The 16,711-nt window shown below is 59.1% G+C and carries 15 protein-coding genes; 9 read left to right on the top strand and 6 right to left on the bottom strand.

Features of this window, described 5'->3' with window-relative positions:
* Positions 1-24: 24 nt before the first annotated feature.
* The 3 genes from mscK to MKI83_RS13810 all read right to left on the bottom strand — a co-directional run bounded on the left by mscK (position 25) and on the right by MKI83_RS13810 (position 6,465).
* Positions 25-3,330 carry a mechanosensitive channel MscK gene (gene mscK / locus MKI83_RS13820; protein WP_241587465.1) on the bottom strand — a complete coding sequence of 1,102 codons (3,306 nt, stop codon included), beginning with the start codon at positions 3,328-3,330 and terminating at the stop codon, positions 25-27.
* Between the two features lie 80 nt (positions 3,331-3,410).
* On the bottom strand, positions 3,411-5,159 hold the full coding sequence (locus MKI83_RS13815; protein ID WP_241587460.1) for a potassium/proton antiporter: 1,749 nt from the start codon (positions 5,157-5,159) through the stop codon (positions 3,411-3,413).
* 112 nt (positions 5,160-5,271) lie between these two features.
* Complete coding sequence (locus tag MKI83_RS13810) at positions 5,272-6,465, bottom strand: class I SAM-dependent rRNA methyltransferase (RefSeq protein ID WP_241587459.1); 1,194 nt, start codon at positions 6,463-6,465, stop codon at positions 5,272-5,274.
* A 194-nt stretch (positions 6,466-6,659) separates the two neighbouring features.
* On the opposite strand from MKI83_RS13810, the gene MKI83_RS13805 reads away from it, so the two are divergent.
* The 4 genes from MKI83_RS13805 to MKI83_RS13790 all read left to right on the top strand — a co-directional run bounded on the left by MKI83_RS13805 (position 6,660) and on the right by MKI83_RS13790 (position 8,876).
* A complete protein-coding gene (locus tag MKI83_RS13805; protein WP_245399772.1) occupies positions 6,660-7,529 on the top strand; it encodes an HDOD domain-containing protein in 870 nt (289 codons plus the stop codon).
* 2 nt (positions 7,530-7,531) lie between these two features.
* Entirely contained in the window at positions 7,532-7,993 is a 462-nt protein-coding gene (locus MKI83_RS13800; protein WP_241587640.1) for a GNAT family N-acetyltransferase, read from the top strand.
* 3 nt (positions 7,994-7,996) lie between these two features.
* Positions 7,997-8,512, top strand: coding sequence for a glycine cleavage system transcriptional repressor (locus MKI83_RS13795; RefSeq protein ID WP_241587456.1), 516 nt, complete (start codon positions 7,997-7,999; stop codon positions 8,510-8,512).
* A gap of 175 nt (positions 8,513-8,687) precedes the next feature.
* A complete protein-coding gene (locus MKI83_RS13790; protein ID WP_241587454.1) occupies positions 8,688-8,876 on the top strand; it encodes a hypothetical protein in 189 nt (62 codons plus the stop codon).
* A gap of 515 nt (positions 8,877-9,391) precedes the next feature.
* Here the strand turns inward: MKI83_RS13790 and rarD are convergent.
* From rarD to MKI83_RS13775, 3 genes are all read right to left on the bottom strand, one after another.
* Entirely contained in the window at positions 9,392-10,300 is a 909-nt protein-coding gene (gene rarD / locus MKI83_RS13785; RefSeq protein WP_241587452.1) for an EamA family transporter RarD, read from the bottom strand.
* Positions 10,301-10,364: 64 nt separating this feature from the next.
* Positions 10,365-11,336, bottom strand: a complete 972-nt coding sequence (locus MKI83_RS13780; protein WP_241587450.1) for a serine/threonine protein kinase — start codon at positions 11,334-11,336, stop codon at positions 10,365-10,367.
* Between the two features lie 32 nt (positions 11,337-11,368).
* Positions 11,369-12,097: a ComFC family protein gene (locus MKI83_RS13775; RefSeq protein WP_241587448.1), complete on the bottom strand. Its 729-nt coding sequence runs from the start codon at positions 12,095-12,097 to the stop codon at positions 11,369-11,371.
* Between the two features lie 78 nt (positions 12,098-12,175).
* On the opposite strand from MKI83_RS13775, the gene bioB reads away from it, so the two are divergent.
* Genes bioB through bioD form a run of 5 tightly spaced genes read left to right on the top strand, consistent with a single transcriptional unit; the run spans position 12,176 to position 16,666 of the window.
* Complete coding sequence (gene bioB / locus MKI83_RS13770; RefSeq protein ID WP_241587445.1) at positions 12,176-13,231, top strand: biotin synthase BioB; 1,056 nt, start codon at positions 12,176-12,178, stop codon at positions 13,229-13,231.
* A gap of 53 nt (positions 13,232-13,284) precedes the next feature.
* The gene (bioF, locus tag MKI83_RS13765) at positions 13,285-14,466 is read left to right on the top strand and encodes an 8-amino-7-oxononanoate synthase (RefSeq protein ID WP_241587442.1); all 1,182 of its coding nucleotides are present in this window, start codon (positions 13,285-13,287) and stop codon (positions 14,464-14,466) included.
* Entirely contained in the window at positions 14,459-15,175 is a 717-nt protein-coding gene (locus MKI83_RS13760) for an alpha/beta fold hydrolase (protein WP_241587439.1), read from the top strand. The genes bioF and MKI83_RS13760 overlap by 8 nt, the downstream gene beginning before the upstream one ends.
* Positions 15,168-15,971: a malonyl-ACP O-methyltransferase BioC gene (gene bioC, locus MKI83_RS13755; protein WP_241587436.1), complete on the top strand. Its 804-nt coding sequence runs from the start codon at positions 15,168-15,170 to the stop codon at positions 15,969-15,971. Before MKI83_RS13760 ends, bioC begins: the two co-directional genes overlap by 8 nt.
* Complete coding sequence (gene bioD / locus MKI83_RS13750) at positions 15,968-16,666, top strand: dethiobiotin synthase (RefSeq protein WP_241587433.1); 699 nt, start codon at positions 15,968-15,970, stop codon at positions 16,664-16,666. The genes bioC and bioD overlap by 4 nt, the downstream gene beginning before the upstream one ends.
* Positions 16,667-16,711: the final 45 nt, after the last annotated feature.

Genomic DNA, 16,711 nt, shown 5'->3' with positions numbered 1-16,711 from the left:
TGCAAGAGCCAGTGTTGGCCGTGCTTATCCGGCGTTGGGCGGTGTGTCGTTCGGCGGCAAGGCTTGCTTGTCGACGAGCTGACGCTCTTCGCCTTTGAGGTTTTTGACGAAGATATCCAGCTGACGGAAGGCGATTTCGATGCCGTGCTCGCGGAACAGCGCATCAATCCGGCGGTTGATTTCGTCGGTCGCTTGCAGGCGGTCGCCCAGCTCGCGCACATGGAAGCGCACTTCGTGATCCAGCGTGCTTTCGCCGAAGATCAAGAACAGCACTTGTGGCTCTGGTTCGTGCAGCACGCGGCTGTTTTCGCGGGTGGCTTGCATCAAGAGTTTTTTCGTCAGTGCCAGATCCGAGCCGTACGCCACCCCGATATTCAGCACCACGCGGGTGACAGGGTCGGTCAGCGTCCAGTTGATCAGCTGGTCGGTGACGAACACCTTGTTCGGCACGATGATTTCTTTGCGGTCGAAATCGGTGATGGTGGTGGCGCGAATGCGGATCCGGCTCACAGTGCCGGACAAATTACCCAGCGTCACGGTGTCGCCGATGCGCACGGGGCGCTCGAACAGGATGATCAAGCCGGAAACAAAGTTGGCGAAGATCTCTTGCAAGCCAAAGCCCAATCCCACCGAGAGCGCCGCCACTAGCCACTGCAGTTTGTCCCAGCTGACGCCCAAGGTGCTCATCGCGGTGACAATACCGAAACCGGTGATCACGTAAGACAGCAACGTGGTCATGGCATAGGCGCTGCCCTGTTTGAGGTGCAACTTGGACAGCACCAGTACCTCGAGCAGGCCTGGTAAGTTGCGTCCCAAAATCAAGGTGATAAACACCACTAGGGCTGCGCCGAGCACATCGCGCACGCTGATCGGGACCAGCGTTGGCCCGTCGGGCGTCTCGCTGCTGTATTCCCACAGGGTGACGGTTTCGAGGTAGTTGATCACGCTCAGCAGGTCGGCCCAGATCCAGTACAGGCCGAAAATAAACGCGATCATCAGCACTAAGCGAATCAAGCGCAGCGACTGTTGGTTGATTTGCTCGATGTCCATTTCGTGGTCATCGATGATTTCGCTGCCGTCAGCACCTTCGCGGGTGGGTGCGTTGCGTTTGGTGATCGCGCGCTGATAGGCCAAGCGGCGTGCGGCCAAGCCCATGCCACGGACAAACATGGCCTCTAGTAGCACCCACGCACCGAGCAACACCAAGGTTAAAACGTATAAGCCAAACAACTTGAGTGCGGTGTAGAAGTAGCCGATAAAAACCAACACCAACAGCGCCAATGGCAAGCACACCATGGTGACACCGGCCAAGAAATGCAGGCTGTGTGAGCCCAGCAACGGCGGTTGATTGCGGTACATCTGCCACGCCAGCCAGCTCAGGCTGGTAAAGGTGAAGAGGGAAATGAAGATCCCGATCACGTCGGCGGCCAGTCGTGAGGGTTGCAGTTCAGCGACGTTGACGATCATGGTGAGTGGGAACAGCAAGCAGCCGATCAAGAAGATTTTGCTGCGAATCATGTGTACGCGCTGCGGCTCCCAGCGGAAATGGCGCTCAGCCACTTTGTTGGGGCCAAGAATGCGCCGAGTAAAGGCCAGCACCCACCACAGACCGGCCATCTCTAGCAGTGCGCGAGCGGTGACGGGGTCGGTTTCGCCGGTTTGTTGCTGCAATAAATAGCTAGCGCAAATCAAGACCACAGGCACGGGCAGCGCCAATAGCGCGTGCAGTAACAGCGCGTATGGGGTGACCAGTTGGGTGTCGTCTTTGTAATGGCCGACTTTGCTTTTGAGCTCTTCGAGTTTGTCTTTAATCGCGCGGCGGCGCTGCAGCAGCAAGACAATCAGCGCCAGCGCCGGCAAATAAAACCACGGGTTGTCACCCAAGCTGCCGCCGGCTTTTTGCAACGAGCGAATGCCCGGCAGGTCACTGATTTCTGCGAGAAACAGCTCCGGTACCGTTTGCAGCCATTTCCAGTCCAGCGGGCGGTTACTGGGAATCCAGAACATCTGCGCGTCGAGCGTGTCTTTGAGCTGGCCGCTGGTGCGGCTCAGGTCTTTTTGAATCAGTTGCAGGTTAATCGCTTGGCTGAGCAAACCATTGAGCTCGCCATTGAGACGATCCAGCAGATCACGACGATTACTGATCAAGCGCTGCAGTTCGTCACGTAATAAGGGCGTGATGTTCTCGGGCGGTTCGTTCACCAGCAGTTGGTCGATAAAGACGTCAGGGTTGCTCAGCTCTTGGCGGCGCTTGCCTAAATCGAATTGGTACAGGCGCAGGTCGCCAATTTCGTCCGTTAAGCGGCTGTCAATGTTGAGGCTCGGTAGCGCTTGTTTTTGTTGATAGAGAATTTTCGACAACAGCAGGCTGCCCTTCAGCACGCTGATTTGCTCATCGAGGGCTTGCTCGACTTGGCGCAGGTTGTCGAGTTGCTGTTTGCCTTCTTGGGTTTGTCGATTGAGTTCGTTGAGTCGCGTGGTGGCCTTGATCAAGTACTCACTGACTTGCAAGTTGATGCGACTTTGCTTCGACAGCAGGCTATCGGGCGCGCCTGAACTGCCGGTGGACGCCTGCGCTGCCGCGGCTTCGCTTTCCGCCAAGCGTTTATGGCTGATCTGCTGCTGCAGGATTTGCACTTCTTGCTCGGTGAGGGCGATGCGCTTGCTGAGTAAGTCGCGGCGGTTACTGGCCAGCTCTTGCAGCACGCTGTTGCCGTTGAGCTCCTCTTGGTTCAGCTGACTGCGCACTTCGAGGGCGGTTTTCTCAATAGTCAGGCGCTGCAGCTCTTCGGGGCGTAGCTCGCGTGAGCTATTGCGGCCGCTTTTTAGCTGCGTATTGACATTGAGCAGACGCGCCTGTGCGGTGGTTACTTCACCTTGTGCGCGCTCGGGGCGGGTTTGCGTGGTGATCAATAGGTTGTTGGCGGCGGATAAATCACTTTGCCATATCGACAGTTGACTGGTTTTCTCGCTGAGTAAGGTTTCCAGTGTGGCGAGGTCGTGATTGGCGTGGCGCATGCTGAGCTTTTCACTATCCACCTCCTGCAAGCGGCCGATTTCGCGCTGGGCATTGCTGATTTGCTTGGGTGCGCTGTCGAGCTGCTCGTTAAGGTGCTTGCGCCGTTCGCTGTACTCTTTGAGCTCGTCAATGACGGTGAGTGATTTCTCCAGGGCGCTACGCACCAGTTTTTCGTCGGCCTCGGGCAGTTTGCGCTCGCTGAGTTTTTCCAGCTGCTCTTGCACGGCGTCGCGTGTGGGCAGTGTTTCTGCGGCGATGGCCGGCGTGAGCTGTAGGCTAATCAGAACAGCAAGTACAGCAAGGAAGCGCATGCAGTGACTCTCCGGGTGGTGCAAGCAAAGTGCGGCTAGGTTAGCAGGCTGCGCGGTAAAGCACACAGGCAGGGCAGCGGTTAGAAGAACAGTTTAGGGCCGTGCTCGCCATGCGGCAGACGTACACCAATTTTGCGCACGTGGCCGTCTTCTAGGGCGGCGACCGTCCAAGTTAGGCCGAGCCATTCGACGGCATCGCCAACCACAGGTTCCCCACCGATCAAGTGTTCTATTTTTTGCCCGAGCAGCTGCGTCGGGTCATCGTCGTTATCAAGCTTAAGCCCGTAAAGGCGGGCGACATCGACCAGTGGGGCGGCGCTTTCGAGCACGAAATCGCCGAAGAAACGCGCGCCAAGCTTGCGCTCGGGGGCTTGGCTAAACAGCTTGCCTAGGGCGCCTAAGTCGCTTTCGCGGCCGACCACGCAAAGGATGTCGCCAGATTCGAGTACGGTGCTACCGCTGGTCGACAGCGATTCGTGGCCGCGAAACAAAATCGCCACCCGCGTGCCTTCCGGCATGTGCAGGTCGCGCAGAGGCGCGCCCACGCACCAGTTTTCGTTGCACAGCTGGTAGGTGTAGAGCTCCCAGTCGCTGGTCGGCCATGGCTCAAGCCCCGCGCGCGAGTTAGGGGTGAGCAGTGGCGGGACTTCAACCTTGGCCAGCCGCGCGGCCAGCGGCAGGCTGGTGCCTTGCAACAACAGCGATACCAGCACGATAAAGAAGGCGACGTTGAAGAACAGCTGCGCCTGCTCAAGCCCGGCCATCATCGGGAATACCGCCAGAATAATCGGCACTGCGCCGCGCAATCCGACCCAGCTGATAAAGCTGCGTTCGGGTAAGTGGAAGGTGCGAAAGGGCAGCAAACCGACAAACACCGACAGCGGTCGCGCCACCAACATCAGCCATAAAGCCAGCCCCAACGCTGGCAACGCAATGGGCAGCAATTCGTGCGGGGTGACCAGTAGCCCCAGCACCAAGAACATGCCGATCTGCCCGAGCCACGCCAAACCGTCGCTCATGTGCAAAATGCCATGCCGACTGCGCACTGCGTGGTTGCCGAGCATCAAGCCGGCGAGGTAGATCGCCAAAAAACCGCTGCCGCCCACGGCGTTGGTGCCGGCAAATACGGTGAGACCAGCGCTGATCGCCAGCAACGGATACAAGCCTTGCGCCAACTGCATGCGGTTAATTAGGCGCACCAGCAGCCAGCCGCCCCCCAAACCAAACAAGATGCCGATGGAGAATTGCTGCACCAGCGCGACCAAAAAGCTGGCGCTAAAACCACTCTCTAAGCGAATGATGTCGATCAGGCTGATGGTGAGAAACACCGCCATCGGGTCGTTGCTGCCGGATTCGATTTCCAGCGTGGAGGACACCCGTTGATTGAGCGACAAACCATGCCCGCTAAGCAGGGAAAACACCGCGGCCGCATCGGTCGAACTGACGATCGCGCCTAACAGCAGACCCTCCATCAGGCTCAAATCAAACAGCCAGATCGCCGCCCAGCCGGTTAGCCCGGCAGTGATCAACACGCCCACGGTGGCGAGTGCGAGGGCGGGCTTTAGGCCCACGCGAAACGTTTCGACCTTAGTGCGTAAGCCACCATCGAACAGGATGATGGCCAGCGCCAAGTTGCCGATCAGATAGGCCAGCGGGTAGTTGTCGAAGATGATGTCGCCGGGGCCGTCTTCCCCAGCCAGCATGCCAATGCCCAAAAACACCAACAGCAAGGGCACACCTAAGCGCGACGACAACGAGCTGACCAAGATGCTGGCGCCAATCAATAAGGCGCCGATCAGAAACAGGTTGTTGACGGTCAGTGCATCCATGAAGCGGGTGATTCCTTAGCGGCGCCAGTCGAAGGGTGTCAGTTGGGGCAAGCCAAGCAAGCCGCATGGGCGGCCCCAGCCATGAGGGTAGTGCATGGCTGGGGCGCTTTCCTTAGCTTGGCAAGAGGCGGCAGGTCAGGCTCTTGATGTAGCGTGTTTCATTGATCGCCGGATGCACCGGATGATCGGGGCCTTGCGCGCCGCGCTCAAGGATTTGCAGGTGGCGATCGAGGTGACGGCTGCTGGCCAGCAGAATGTTCTGCAGGTTGTCTTCGGCCAAGTGCATCGAGCAGCTGGCGCTGACCAAGATGCCGTCTTTGTTCAGCAGGCGCATGGCTTGCTCGTTAAGACGGCGGTAGGCCGCTTCACCGTTTTTGATGTCTTTTTTGCGCTTGATGAAGGCCGGTGGGTCGGCGATCACCACGTCAAAGCGCTCTTCGGCGGCTTTGAGTTCGCGAATCGCCTCAAACACATCGCCCTCAACCGCGACCACTTTGTCGCTTAAGTTGTTCAGCGCGGCGTTGCGCTCGACACCATCCAGCGCAAAGGCGGAGGCATCGACGCACATGACCTCACTGGCGCCAAAGGCGGCCGCTTGAATGCCCCAGCCGCCGATGTAACTGAACAGGTCCAGCACGCGCTTGCCACCCACGTAGGGGGCCAAACGGGCGCGATTCATGCGGTGGTCGTAAAACCAGCCGGTTTTTTGGCCTTGCATCACCGGCGCCTCGAAGCGCACGCCGTTTTCTTCCAGCGCCACCCATTCGGGCACTTCACCGTAGGCGACTTCAACGTAGCTGGGCAGCTCTTCTGCGCTACGCGCGTTGCCATCGTTCTTAAACAAGATGCCGCTAGGTTTGAGCACCTGTACGAGCGCATCGACGATGGCGGCTTTTTCTTTTTCCATCGCCGCTGAGCTGATTTGCACCACGGCGATATCGAAAAAGCGATCGACCACTAAGCCTGGTAATAAGTCGCTGTCGCCGTAGATCAGGCGGTAGCAGGGCTGATCAAAGACCCGCTCACGCAAGCTCAGGGCAATATTGATGCGGTGCACCAGCAGTGATTTATCCAGCTTGTGTTTGTCATCGCGGCTGATCAGGCGCGCACAAATCAGGTTTTGTGGGCTCAGCAAGGCAATCCCCAAGGGCTTGCCTGAGGCGGTTTGCACCAACGCTTGGTCGCCAGCGCTAAAGGCATTGAGCGGCGTCAACGCCACATCCACCTCGTTGCTGTAAATCCACAGGTGGCCAGCGCGTAAACGGCGCTCGGCGTTATTTTTCAGGCTGAGGATGGGCAAGGACATGGCATGGGCTCCACAAAAAGGGCGATTATACCTGTGCCAGTGCCCCGCCATGGCTGAATTGATGGTTGAGCGCATGGCGTAGGCTTGAGATGACGTATAGCAAGTGCCTACGCGTGTCCGTAGGTCGTAGTTTGCCCAGTGCAAGGTGAAGCATGGATTACACTGCAGTAGATCGAGTGGAAGGAGTGCACGCCATGAGCCACGAGCTCAACGAGGAACAGATTCGTCAAGCCTTGCAAGGCATTAGCGTGCCCCCGCAGCCGCAAATCATGGTGGACTTGCAGATGGAGCAGGTCATGCCTGATCCCGATTTGCGCACTATTGCCAAGCTCATCAGCCAAGATCCAGGCTTGTCTGGCGCGCTGCTGAAAATCGTGAATTCGCCGTTTTTTGGCTTGGCCAACACCATCAGCTCCATCCAACAGGCGGTCAGCTTGTTGGGGATCAACTTGGTGGTCAACTTGGTCAACGCGCTGTCGATCAAGGGCGAGATGAGCGACGAAACCATCGTGCAGCTCAATCGTTTCTGGGACACCGCGCAAGACGTCGCCATGACCTGCATGAGCCTCGCCAAGCGCTTGGGCTACCAAGCGCCGGATGAGGCGTATTCGCTGGGGTTGTTTCACAACTGCGGCATTCCGCTGATGCTGGGGCGCTTTGCTGATTACATGGAGGTCATGGAAGAAGCCTACGCCAGCGCCAGTGCAGAGCAGCGCGTGGTGGACACCGAAAACCGCCGCTACAACACCAACCATGCGGTGGTGGGCTTCTATACGGCCAAGTCGTGGCGTTTACCGCGCCATTTGTGCGAGGCCATCGCCAATCATCACAACGTGCTGTCGATTTTCTCAGAGCCAACCAGCCGTGACAGCAATCTGCGCACGCTGCTGGCGATCCTGAAGATGGCCGAGCACATCTGCCAAACCTCACGCACGTTGGGTAATCAAAGCGAAGACCACGAGTGGACGAGTATTCAAACCTTAGTGTTGGAGTACATGGGATTGTCGGAATACGACTTCGAGCAGATGAAAGAAAGCCTGCGCGATTTAGGGGGCGAGCTTTGACTGTGCACGTGCGCAAAGCCGAAGAAGCCGATGTGGCTGCGCTGGTGCCCTTGTTTGCCGCGTACCTGAGCTTCTATGAGCGCCCGGCACCGCTTAAGGATATCCGCGCCTTTTTAGCCGAGCGCTTACAGCATCGTGAGGCTATGGTGCTATTGGCCTATGAAGGCGAGGCGCTACTGGGCTTTGCTCTGCTGTATCCCTTTTTTGCCTCTTTGCACTTACGTCCCGCGTGGCTTTTGCATGATATGTACGTGGCCAACCAAGTGCGGCGTCAGGGTGTGGGCAAGTGTTTGTTGCAAGCGGTCAGTGAGCAAGCCGTGGCCGCTGGCGTGTGTGGCGTGCAGTTAGAAACCGCCAATAGCAATGTCGCCGCGCAAAATCTGTATGAACAGCTAGGTTATGTGCGAGATCAGGAATTTCGAACCTATTGGCTGGCGCTCGCGCCGGCCACCGTTGAGGAGTAAACCGTGCAGCATTGGATTTTGACCGTCATGGCCCCCGATCAGCCGGGGTTGGTAGAACGTCTGGCAAAGGTTGTCGCTGGGCATGGTGGTAACTGGTTAGAAAGCCGCATGGCCCGCATGGCCGGGCAATTTGCCGGCATTTTGCGTGTGGCGGTGCCTGAGGCTAGCAGCCAAGCCTTGCTCGATGAGCTGCAAAGTTTGCAAGCGCAGCAGATTCGTGTGCAAGTTGCCGCCAGTGGCGACAACCCAGCGGGGCAATGGCAAGCCATGCAGCTGGATCTGCTGGGCAATGATCGTCCGGGTATCGTGCGCGATGTCAGCCGCCATTTGGCCGAGCGCGGGGTTAACGTCGAGCGCTTAACCACCGAAGTGCGTGCGGCGCCGATGTCGGGTGAGCCGCTGTTCCACGCCGAAGCCTTGTTGGCGGTGCCGGCGAGTGTGTCCACCGCTGACTTGAAAGCACACCTAGAGTCGCTGGCCGATGATTTGATGGTCGAGCTAAAGCTCGGCACCGAATAAGCCTGACGAATCGCCGTGACGTTGCGACGAGCGGCCCGCGCGTGACGTGAATCACGCTTATAGTGTGAGCTAGTGCAATTTTTTTTGCGCGGCTTAGCAGGTGCGGTATGATGCCGCCCGCCAAGGCCGTGTGCCTAGCCAAGAGCAAGGATTGCTTCACTGATAGGAGGTTCGAATGGACTCGAAAGACCAAGACAAGCGCCAGTTTCATGCCTTACGCCACTACATTGACCAGCTGTTTGGTGACGGCTGGGTAGTTGTCGCGCGCAACCCATTGCGAATTGAACATGCCGGGCAGCGCTGCGTGGTGCGCCAAGGCATGCTGATCAGTGAGCTGGGCGCTAGCAGCCGCATGGCCTGCTAAACCACACTGCTGTAAGGCGCGGCGATTTAATCGTCGCGCGACACAACCCAGTGCTTGGGTTGTACAGGCATGATTCAGTGTGTCCCCAAACAAGCCTCAGCCGTTTCGATGGTTGGGGCTTCGTTGTTTTTGTCCGGCTGAAATGTCGGCTCGGCGTTGCACGGGATAAGTCCGCAGATTACCCCCAAAAGCACTGAGCAAGTCTGTGGATAAGCTTGGGGTTAGTGTCGCCAAGCCTGATACGGCGTGGCTTGGCGTAGGCTGATCAGTTATTGATCAATGTTGCAGTGACTTGCCGGTCGTCGCGTGTAACTGGCTGAAATACTTGACCTAATCGGTTGGATCAGGTCGCTGATTGGTGTGTGGTTGCTTATCCAGTGCTGGCGCAATCATGGCTTGGCGCGGTGCATAAGCGCTGTAATTATCCCCGACTTCTGTGGATAACTCTGTGAATGGGTTTGGGAAGACTCAGTCCAGCCAGCAGCCACTGTGGGCTGCCGTTGGCTGGTTGTTTTTTAGCCAGCAGTACGTTTGCTGGCACGTTGGCGCTGCAGCCACTGCCATGAGTCATAACTGAACACCACCAGAGCCACCCAGATGCAGACAAACGCGAGGCCATGTTCAAGGTCGAACGGTTCGTCGTACACCATGACGGCTGCCAACAACACGAGAGTGGGGGCGATGTACTGTAAAAAACCGAGGGTCGATAGCGGCAGCATGCGCGCGGCGGCAGCAAAGCACAGCAGCGGCACCAAGGTGACCACGCCGGCGCCGGCCAGCCACAGCCCGAGTGGGCTTAGCCAAAGCTCCAGCGTGCGGGTGGGGCCATCGCTAAAGCCCAGCCACCAGATCAGTGCCACGGGCACCATCAACCACGTTTCTACGACCAGTCCCGGCAGTGCGCTGACCTGTGCTTGTTTACGAATCAGCGCGTAAAAGCCAAACGACAACGCCAGCCCCAGTGATACCCAAGGCACCGCGCCAAACTGCCACACTTGCAAGGCGACGCCCAATGCTGCCAGCGCTACCGCTAACCATTGCAAACGGCGTAAGCGCTCACCGAGCAGTAATAAGCCCAGCAGCACGTTAACTAGCGGGTTGATGTAATACCCCAAGCTGGCTTCAATCATGCGCTCGTGGGTGACGGCCCACACGTAGAGCGTCCAGTTAAAGCCAATCAAAAAGCCGCTAGCAGACAGGGCCATGAGGCGTTTGGGGTGGTTGCGTAGCTCGCGCCACCAGCCGGGGTGGCGCCACCACAACAGCAGCAAGCCGCCGACCAAGGCGCAGCCCAAAACACGCTGCACAATGATCTCCAGCGCGGGGATGCTTTCCAATGGTTTGAAGTAAAACGGAAATAACCCCCACAGCACGTAAGAGGTCAAGCCAAGCACATAACCTTGGCGTAAGGATGCATCGCTCATGGGCGCGTCCTGCAAATAGGCAGTCTAGAGGGCGCTGCGTTGATCGCAGCGCAACAGTCGAGCCTCAATACAGCGTAACAGTTGCCCGCGTGAGCGCGACGCGCTGCTCTTGTAGGCGCCGAGCTTGCGCCTGCCAATAACCGCTGCCAGCAAACCACGGAAAGGCCCGCGGGAAGGCTGGGTCAGCCCAGCGCTTGGCAAGCCATGCGTCGTAATGCACCAAGCGCAAGGCGCGTAACGGCTCGATCAAGGCTAACTCGGCCCGTGGGAAGTCGCGGAACTCCTCGTAACCGTCGATTAACTCGGTCAATTGCCGACGTTGACTGTCTTCCTCGGGGCTCAGCAGCAGCCAGATATCTTGAATGGCAGGTGCCATGCGAGTGTCGTCCAAGTCCACCAGCCACAGCTGCTCGTCGCGATACAGCAGGTTGCCGATATGACAGTCGCCGTGCACGCGCAGATAGGTTGGGTTCACCGCGGCGATGCGTGCCCCGGCCTCATCCAGCAGCGCTTGCGCTTGGCTGAGGTAGTCGCACGGCGCTTCTAATAAAGCGGGGAACGTCGCTAGTTCATCTAACGCTTGCTGCACCAGCGCCACATCCCAGCGCTCGCGGTGCACAAAGTGCTCCGTGGCGCCGAGGTTGTGGATGCGCCCCAATAGCTGGCCGAGGCGATAGAGCAAGTCTGGATTTTCCGCGTCGGGGCCGTGACCGCCCCGGCGCGGGTATAAAGCAAAGTGAAAGCCTTGATGCTCGAACACGCTGCGTTGCTTAAACAGCAGCGGGGCGACGATGGGCAGTTCGTGCTGGGCGAGCGCATGGGCGAAGGCGTGCTCTTCGGCGATGGCCGCCGGCGACCAGCGTTCTGGGCGATAAAACTTGGCGATCAGCGGGGCTTGGTCTTCGATGCCGACTTGGTAGACGCGGTTTTCATAGCTGTTGAGCGCTAGCAGGCGGCCGTCGCTGAGTAAGCCTTGTGCCTCAACGGCGTCGAGGATCAGTTCAGGGGTCAATCGATCATACGGATGCGTGTTCATCGGCGCAGTGTACCCGCCCGCGCAGGGCGTGATCAGGGAATCTTCGCCGTGCGCGCAACACAATACACATCCACTTGCGCAGCCCCTGCGCTCAGTAGCAGCGCGGCGAGGGCGTTGGCGGTGCTGCCGGTGGTGACAATGTCGTCTACCAAAGCAATGTGCAGGCCGCCGGGCTTGGCGTGTTCGGTCAGGCTGAACGCGGCGCGTAAGTTGCGCGCACGAGCGCGGGCGCTGAGTTTTTTCTGGCTTTGATGCTGGCCGTTGTCGTGCAGCCAGCGGCGCTGCCACGGCAACTCTAACGTCGCGCTCAGCCAGCGACATAACCATTGCGCCTGATTAAAGCCCCGCTGGCGTAAGCGCGTGTTGGCTTGTGGCACGGGCAGCAATAGATCCGGGCGCGCCAAGCCTTCGGCATACGCATGCTGAAGGTGGCGAGCGAGTAAGTGGCTGAGTAGCCGGCCGTAGTGGGTTTGCTGGTCGGCTTTAAAGCGTTGCAACAGGCTATCGACCGGGAAGGCGTAGCGCAGTGGGCTAATAACAGTGGCAAAGTGTGGTCGGCGTTGTTGGCAGTGGCGACACAGTTGCGCGCTGGCTAAGGGTTCCGCGCAACACGGGCAGTGACTCAACAGCCACGGCAGGTCGTCTTCACATCCATGACAGAGGGGCAGATCGCCATGGCTGGGTTCTTCACAGAGCCAGCAGGTCTGATCAAATAACAACCACTTGTAAACCTGCTTGATTATGTTTGGTTGACAGTCCATATCGCCCCGTTATTATCCCAGACATCCTGTCCGGTCTTTACGCTAGCCGGCCTGTCGACACTGTTCAAGGAAATGCTCATGCCCGCTACTGCCGCTGCCCCTGTGCGCCACGATTGGTCTTTGCCAGAAGTTAAAGCCCTGTTTCATCAACCCTTTAATGACTTGCTGTTTCACGCGCAGACCGTGCATCGCGCGCATTTCGACCCTAATCGCGTGCAAGTCTCAACCTTGCTGTCGATTAAAACCGGCGCCTGCCCAGAAGACTGTAAGTACTGCCCGCAGTCGGGCCACTACAACACCGGCTTAGATAAAGAAAAGCTGATGGAAGTGCAGAAGGTGCTCGACGCCGCCGCTGAAGCCAAGGCCATCGGCTCGACGCGTTTCTGCATGGGTGCAGCGTGGAAACACCCGTCGGCTAAAGACATGCCCTACGTGCTGAAGATGGTTGAAGGCGTTAAAGCCATGGGCCTTGAAACCTGCATGACTCTGGGCAAGCTCGATGAAGAGCAAACCCGCGCGCTAGCCGCTGCTGGCTTGGATTACTACAACCACAATCTGGATACCTCGCCAGAGTTCTACGGCAACATCATCACCACGCGCACCTACAGCGAACGTTTGCAAACGCTGAGTTATGTGCGCGATGCGGGGATGAAGATTTGCTCCGGCGGTATTTTGGGCATGGGCGAGTCGCTGGACGACCGTGCAGGCTTGCTGATTCAGCTAGCCAATTTGCCCGAGCATCCCGAGTCGGTGCCGATCAATATGCTGGTCAAAGTCAAAGGCACGCCGTTGGCCGAAGAACAAGACGTCGATCCCTTCGACTTTATTCGCATGCTCGCCGTGGCGCGCATCATGATGCCCAAGTCGCACGTGCGCTTGTCGGCCGGTCGCGAGGCAATGAACGAACAAATGCAGGCGCTGGCCTTTATGGCCGGTGCTAACTCGATTTTCTACGGTGAAAAACTGCTGACCACGGCTAATCCGCAAGCTGACAAAGACATGCAGTTGTTTAAGCGCTTAGGCATCAAGCCCGAAGAGCGCGAAGAACACGCCGATGAAGTGCATCAAGCCGCCATCGAGCAAGCCTTGGTCGAGCAGCGCGACGCCAATCTGTTCTACGACGCAACGGCCTAACGTGGTCTGCGATCGCTGCAGATTGCCGCGGTCGCTTGAAGTGGAGCGTTGACGTGTCTTTTGATCTTGCTGCGCGCTTAGCCGAGCGCCGCACGGCGGACTTATTTCGCCAGCGCCCCTTGCTGCAATCGCCGCAGGGGCCTGAGGTACAAGTGGATGGCCAGCGGCTGCTGGCTTTTTGCTCCAACGACTACCTCGGTTTAGCCAATCATCCCGATGTATTGGCGGCCCTGCAGCAGGGCGCGCAACGCTGGGGTGTGGGCGGTGGTGCCTCGCACTTGGTGGTCGGGCACAGCACACCGCATCACGAATTAGAAGAAGCATTGGCCGACTTCACCGGGCGTCCGCGAGCCCTGCTGTTCTCAACCGGCTACATGGCTAACTTGGCTGCGGTGACGGCGTTAGTGGGGCAGGGCGATAGCGTGATGGAAGATCGCTTGAACCATGCTTCGTTGCTGGATGCCGGCCTGCTCAGCGGCGCGCGCTTCAGCCGCTATTTGCACAATGATGCCGCCAGCTTGGCGCAGCGCCTGAATAAAGCCAGTGGCAATACCTTGGTGGTGACCGATGGCGTGTTCAGCATGGATGGCGACGTCGCGGATCTTGCTGCCTTAAGTGCCACCGCTAAAGCGCACGGCGCGTGGTTGATGGTGGATGATGCCCACGGCTTTGGCCCGCTGGGGGCGCAGGGCGGCGGCTTGGTGGAGGCCTGCGGCTTGTCGGTGGATGACGTGCCCGTCTTGGTCGGTACGCTGGGCAAGGGCTTTGGCACCGCAGGCGCATTTGTCGCCGGCAGTGATGAGCTTATCGAGACCTTGATCCAGTTTGCGCGGCCTTATATCTACACCACCAGCCAGCCACCGGCGGTGGCATGCGCCACGCTGGCCAGTTTGCAGCTGCTGCGTAGCGAGCATTGGCGGCGTGAGCATCTGCAGGCGCTGATCCAACAGTTCCGCCAAGGCGCCAGCGAACTGGGCTTGCGCTTGATGGACAGCCACACACCGATTCAGCCGATTGTGGTGGGCGACAGCGCCCGTGCACTGCGTTTGTCGGCGCTATTGCGTGAGCGCGGGGTGATGGTGGGCGCGATTCGCCCGCCCACGGTGCCGGCCGGCAGTGCGCGCTTACGCGTCACCTTGTCGGCGGCGCATAGCCACGCGCAGGTCGCGCGGTTATTGGATGCGTTGGCGAGCAGTTGGTCGCTGCTTAATCAGGAGATGCCGATTGATGCGTGATCATATTGCTTTGCTCCCTGGCTGGGGGTTTGCACCGAGCGTGTTGCAGCCATTGGCCGACGCGCTGCGCGAGCAGGCGCCCAACTTCCACGTCACGATTTATCCGCTGCCCCGAGGCCCGGCCGACAGCTGGCTGGCGCAGCTGGATGCCAGCGTGCCCGCCGATGCTTGGTTGCTCGGCTGGTCGCTCGGTGGGCAGCTCGCCCAAGCGTTGGCAGCGCAGCGCGGCGAGGCGTGCCCTGGGGTCATCAGCGTGGCCAGTAACCCAAGCTTTGTGCCGCGCGATAATTGGCCGCACGCACTGCCGATGGCCACGCTAGACGCGTTTAGCGAAGGCCTGGCGAGCGCGCCGCAAGCCACATTGAAGCGCTTTAGCGTGCTCTGCGCGCAAGGTGCGACGGACGCCCGTGACGTGGCGCGTACGCTGCAGGGGCAGCTCGATTTGGCCGAGCATTTGCAAGCGGGTTTGGCGCTGTTGGCGGACATGGATAATCGTGCCCTGCTGCAGCACTACCTCGGCCCGCAGCTGCATCTGTTTGCCGGGCATGATGCCCTAGTGCCGGCGGAGGCGGCCGGTGACTTGCTGGCCTTGCTACCCGATGTTGAAGTGCTTCTGGTGGAAGATGCTTGCCATGCGCTGCCCATCGAATGCCCTGCCTTGCTGGCTGAGGCGGTGATGCAATTTGTGCATGAGGCTGGCGATGACTGAGGCGCAGGCACTGCCCAGCAAAGCGCATATTGCGGCCTCGTTTTCGCGTGCGGCCGCGACGTACGATGCCGTGGCCGAGCTGCAGCGCGATGTCGGCGAGCGCCTATTGACGCTGATGCCGGCGCATCACGTCAGCCGCTGGGCGGATTTGGGCTGTGGCACGGGTTATTTCAGTCGGCAATTACAGCAACGTTTTACAGCCAGCCATGGTGTGGCGGTGGATATCGCCCAAGGCATGTTGCGGCATGCGTGCTCGCAGCGTAGCGCCACGCATTACATCGCTGGCGATGCGGAGGCTTTGCCGCTGCGTGATGCCAGTGTGGATGTGGTGTTTAGCAGCTTGGCCGTGCAGTGGTGCGGCGACTTCGCGCAGGTGTTGGCCGAGGCGCGGCGAGTGCTTAAGCCTGGGGGGGTGTTAGCCTTCAGCAGCTTGTGCCACGGCACTTTGGCTGAGTTGCGTGCCAGTTGGCAGGCGGTGGATGGCAGCGTGCACGTCAATCGCTTTCGTCACTGGGTCGACTATCAGCAGTTGTGCGCGGCCAGCGGCCTACAAGTCAGTCATTTAGAGCGCCATGCGCACGTTCAGCACTTCGCCGATCTGCGAGGCTTAACGCGCTCGCTCAAAGAGCTTGGCGCGCACAACGTCAATCCGGGGCGGCCTGAGGGGCTAACAGGGCGCGCTCGACTGCGTGCCTTGCGTGAGCAGTATGAGGCGTATCGCCAGTCAGGCGGCTTGCCGGCCACGTATCAGGTGGTTTATGGCGTGCTGCGAAAGCCCATGGAGGCGTTCTCGTGAGTGTTTTCTTTATTACCGGCACGGATACCGAAATCGGCAAAACCACCATTGCCGCCGGCTTGTTGTGTGCGGCGCGTCAGCAAGGGGTGACGACGGCCGCCGGCAAACCCGTGGCCTCAGGCTGTACGCAAACGGGCGAGGGTTTGCGCAATGACGATGCTCTAGCCCTGCAAGCGCAGTGCGAACCGGCGTTGGCGTACGAGCAGATCAACCCGTTTGCTTTTGCTCCTGCCATCGCCCCGCATATTGCCGCGCGCGAGGTGGGTGTCACGCTAACCAGTGCAGGCTTGGCCGCAGCGCTTGCGCCGGTGCTAGGCTGTGGCGCTGCGTTCACGGTGATTGAAGGCGCCGGCGGCTGGCGCGTGCCTTTGCATGACGGCGAAACCTTGGCCGATTTAGCGAAGGTGCTCAACGTGCCGGTAATCCTCGTCGTTGGGGTGCGCTTGGGCTGCATCAATCATGCCCTGCTCACGGCAGAAGCCATCCAGCGCGATGGCCTGACGTTGGCCGGTTGGGTCGCCAATATTGTCGAACCCAATACCTCGCGCTTAGACGATAACCTAGCCACCCTTGAGCAGAGCTTGCCGGCGCCTTGTTTGGGGCGCGTGCCGTATTTGTCTGACGCCAGTGCAGCGCAGGTTGCCGCACATCTTGATCTGTCACCATTGGTCGGTGCGCGCGGCGTTTCTGTATAAAAAACGATCAACTTTTGCTTTACTAGCAGGTGAATTCATCCGTCT

The organism is Atopomonas sediminilitoris (assembly GCF_022601735.1).
In the GTDB taxonomy this organism is placed as follows: domain Bacteria; phylum Pseudomonadota; class Gammaproteobacteria; order Pseudomonadales; family Pseudomonadaceae; genus Atopomonas; species Atopomonas sediminilitoris.
The sequence above is the reverse complement of the archived record's forward strand: the minus strand, read 5'-3'. Positions and strand labels throughout refer to the sequence as shown.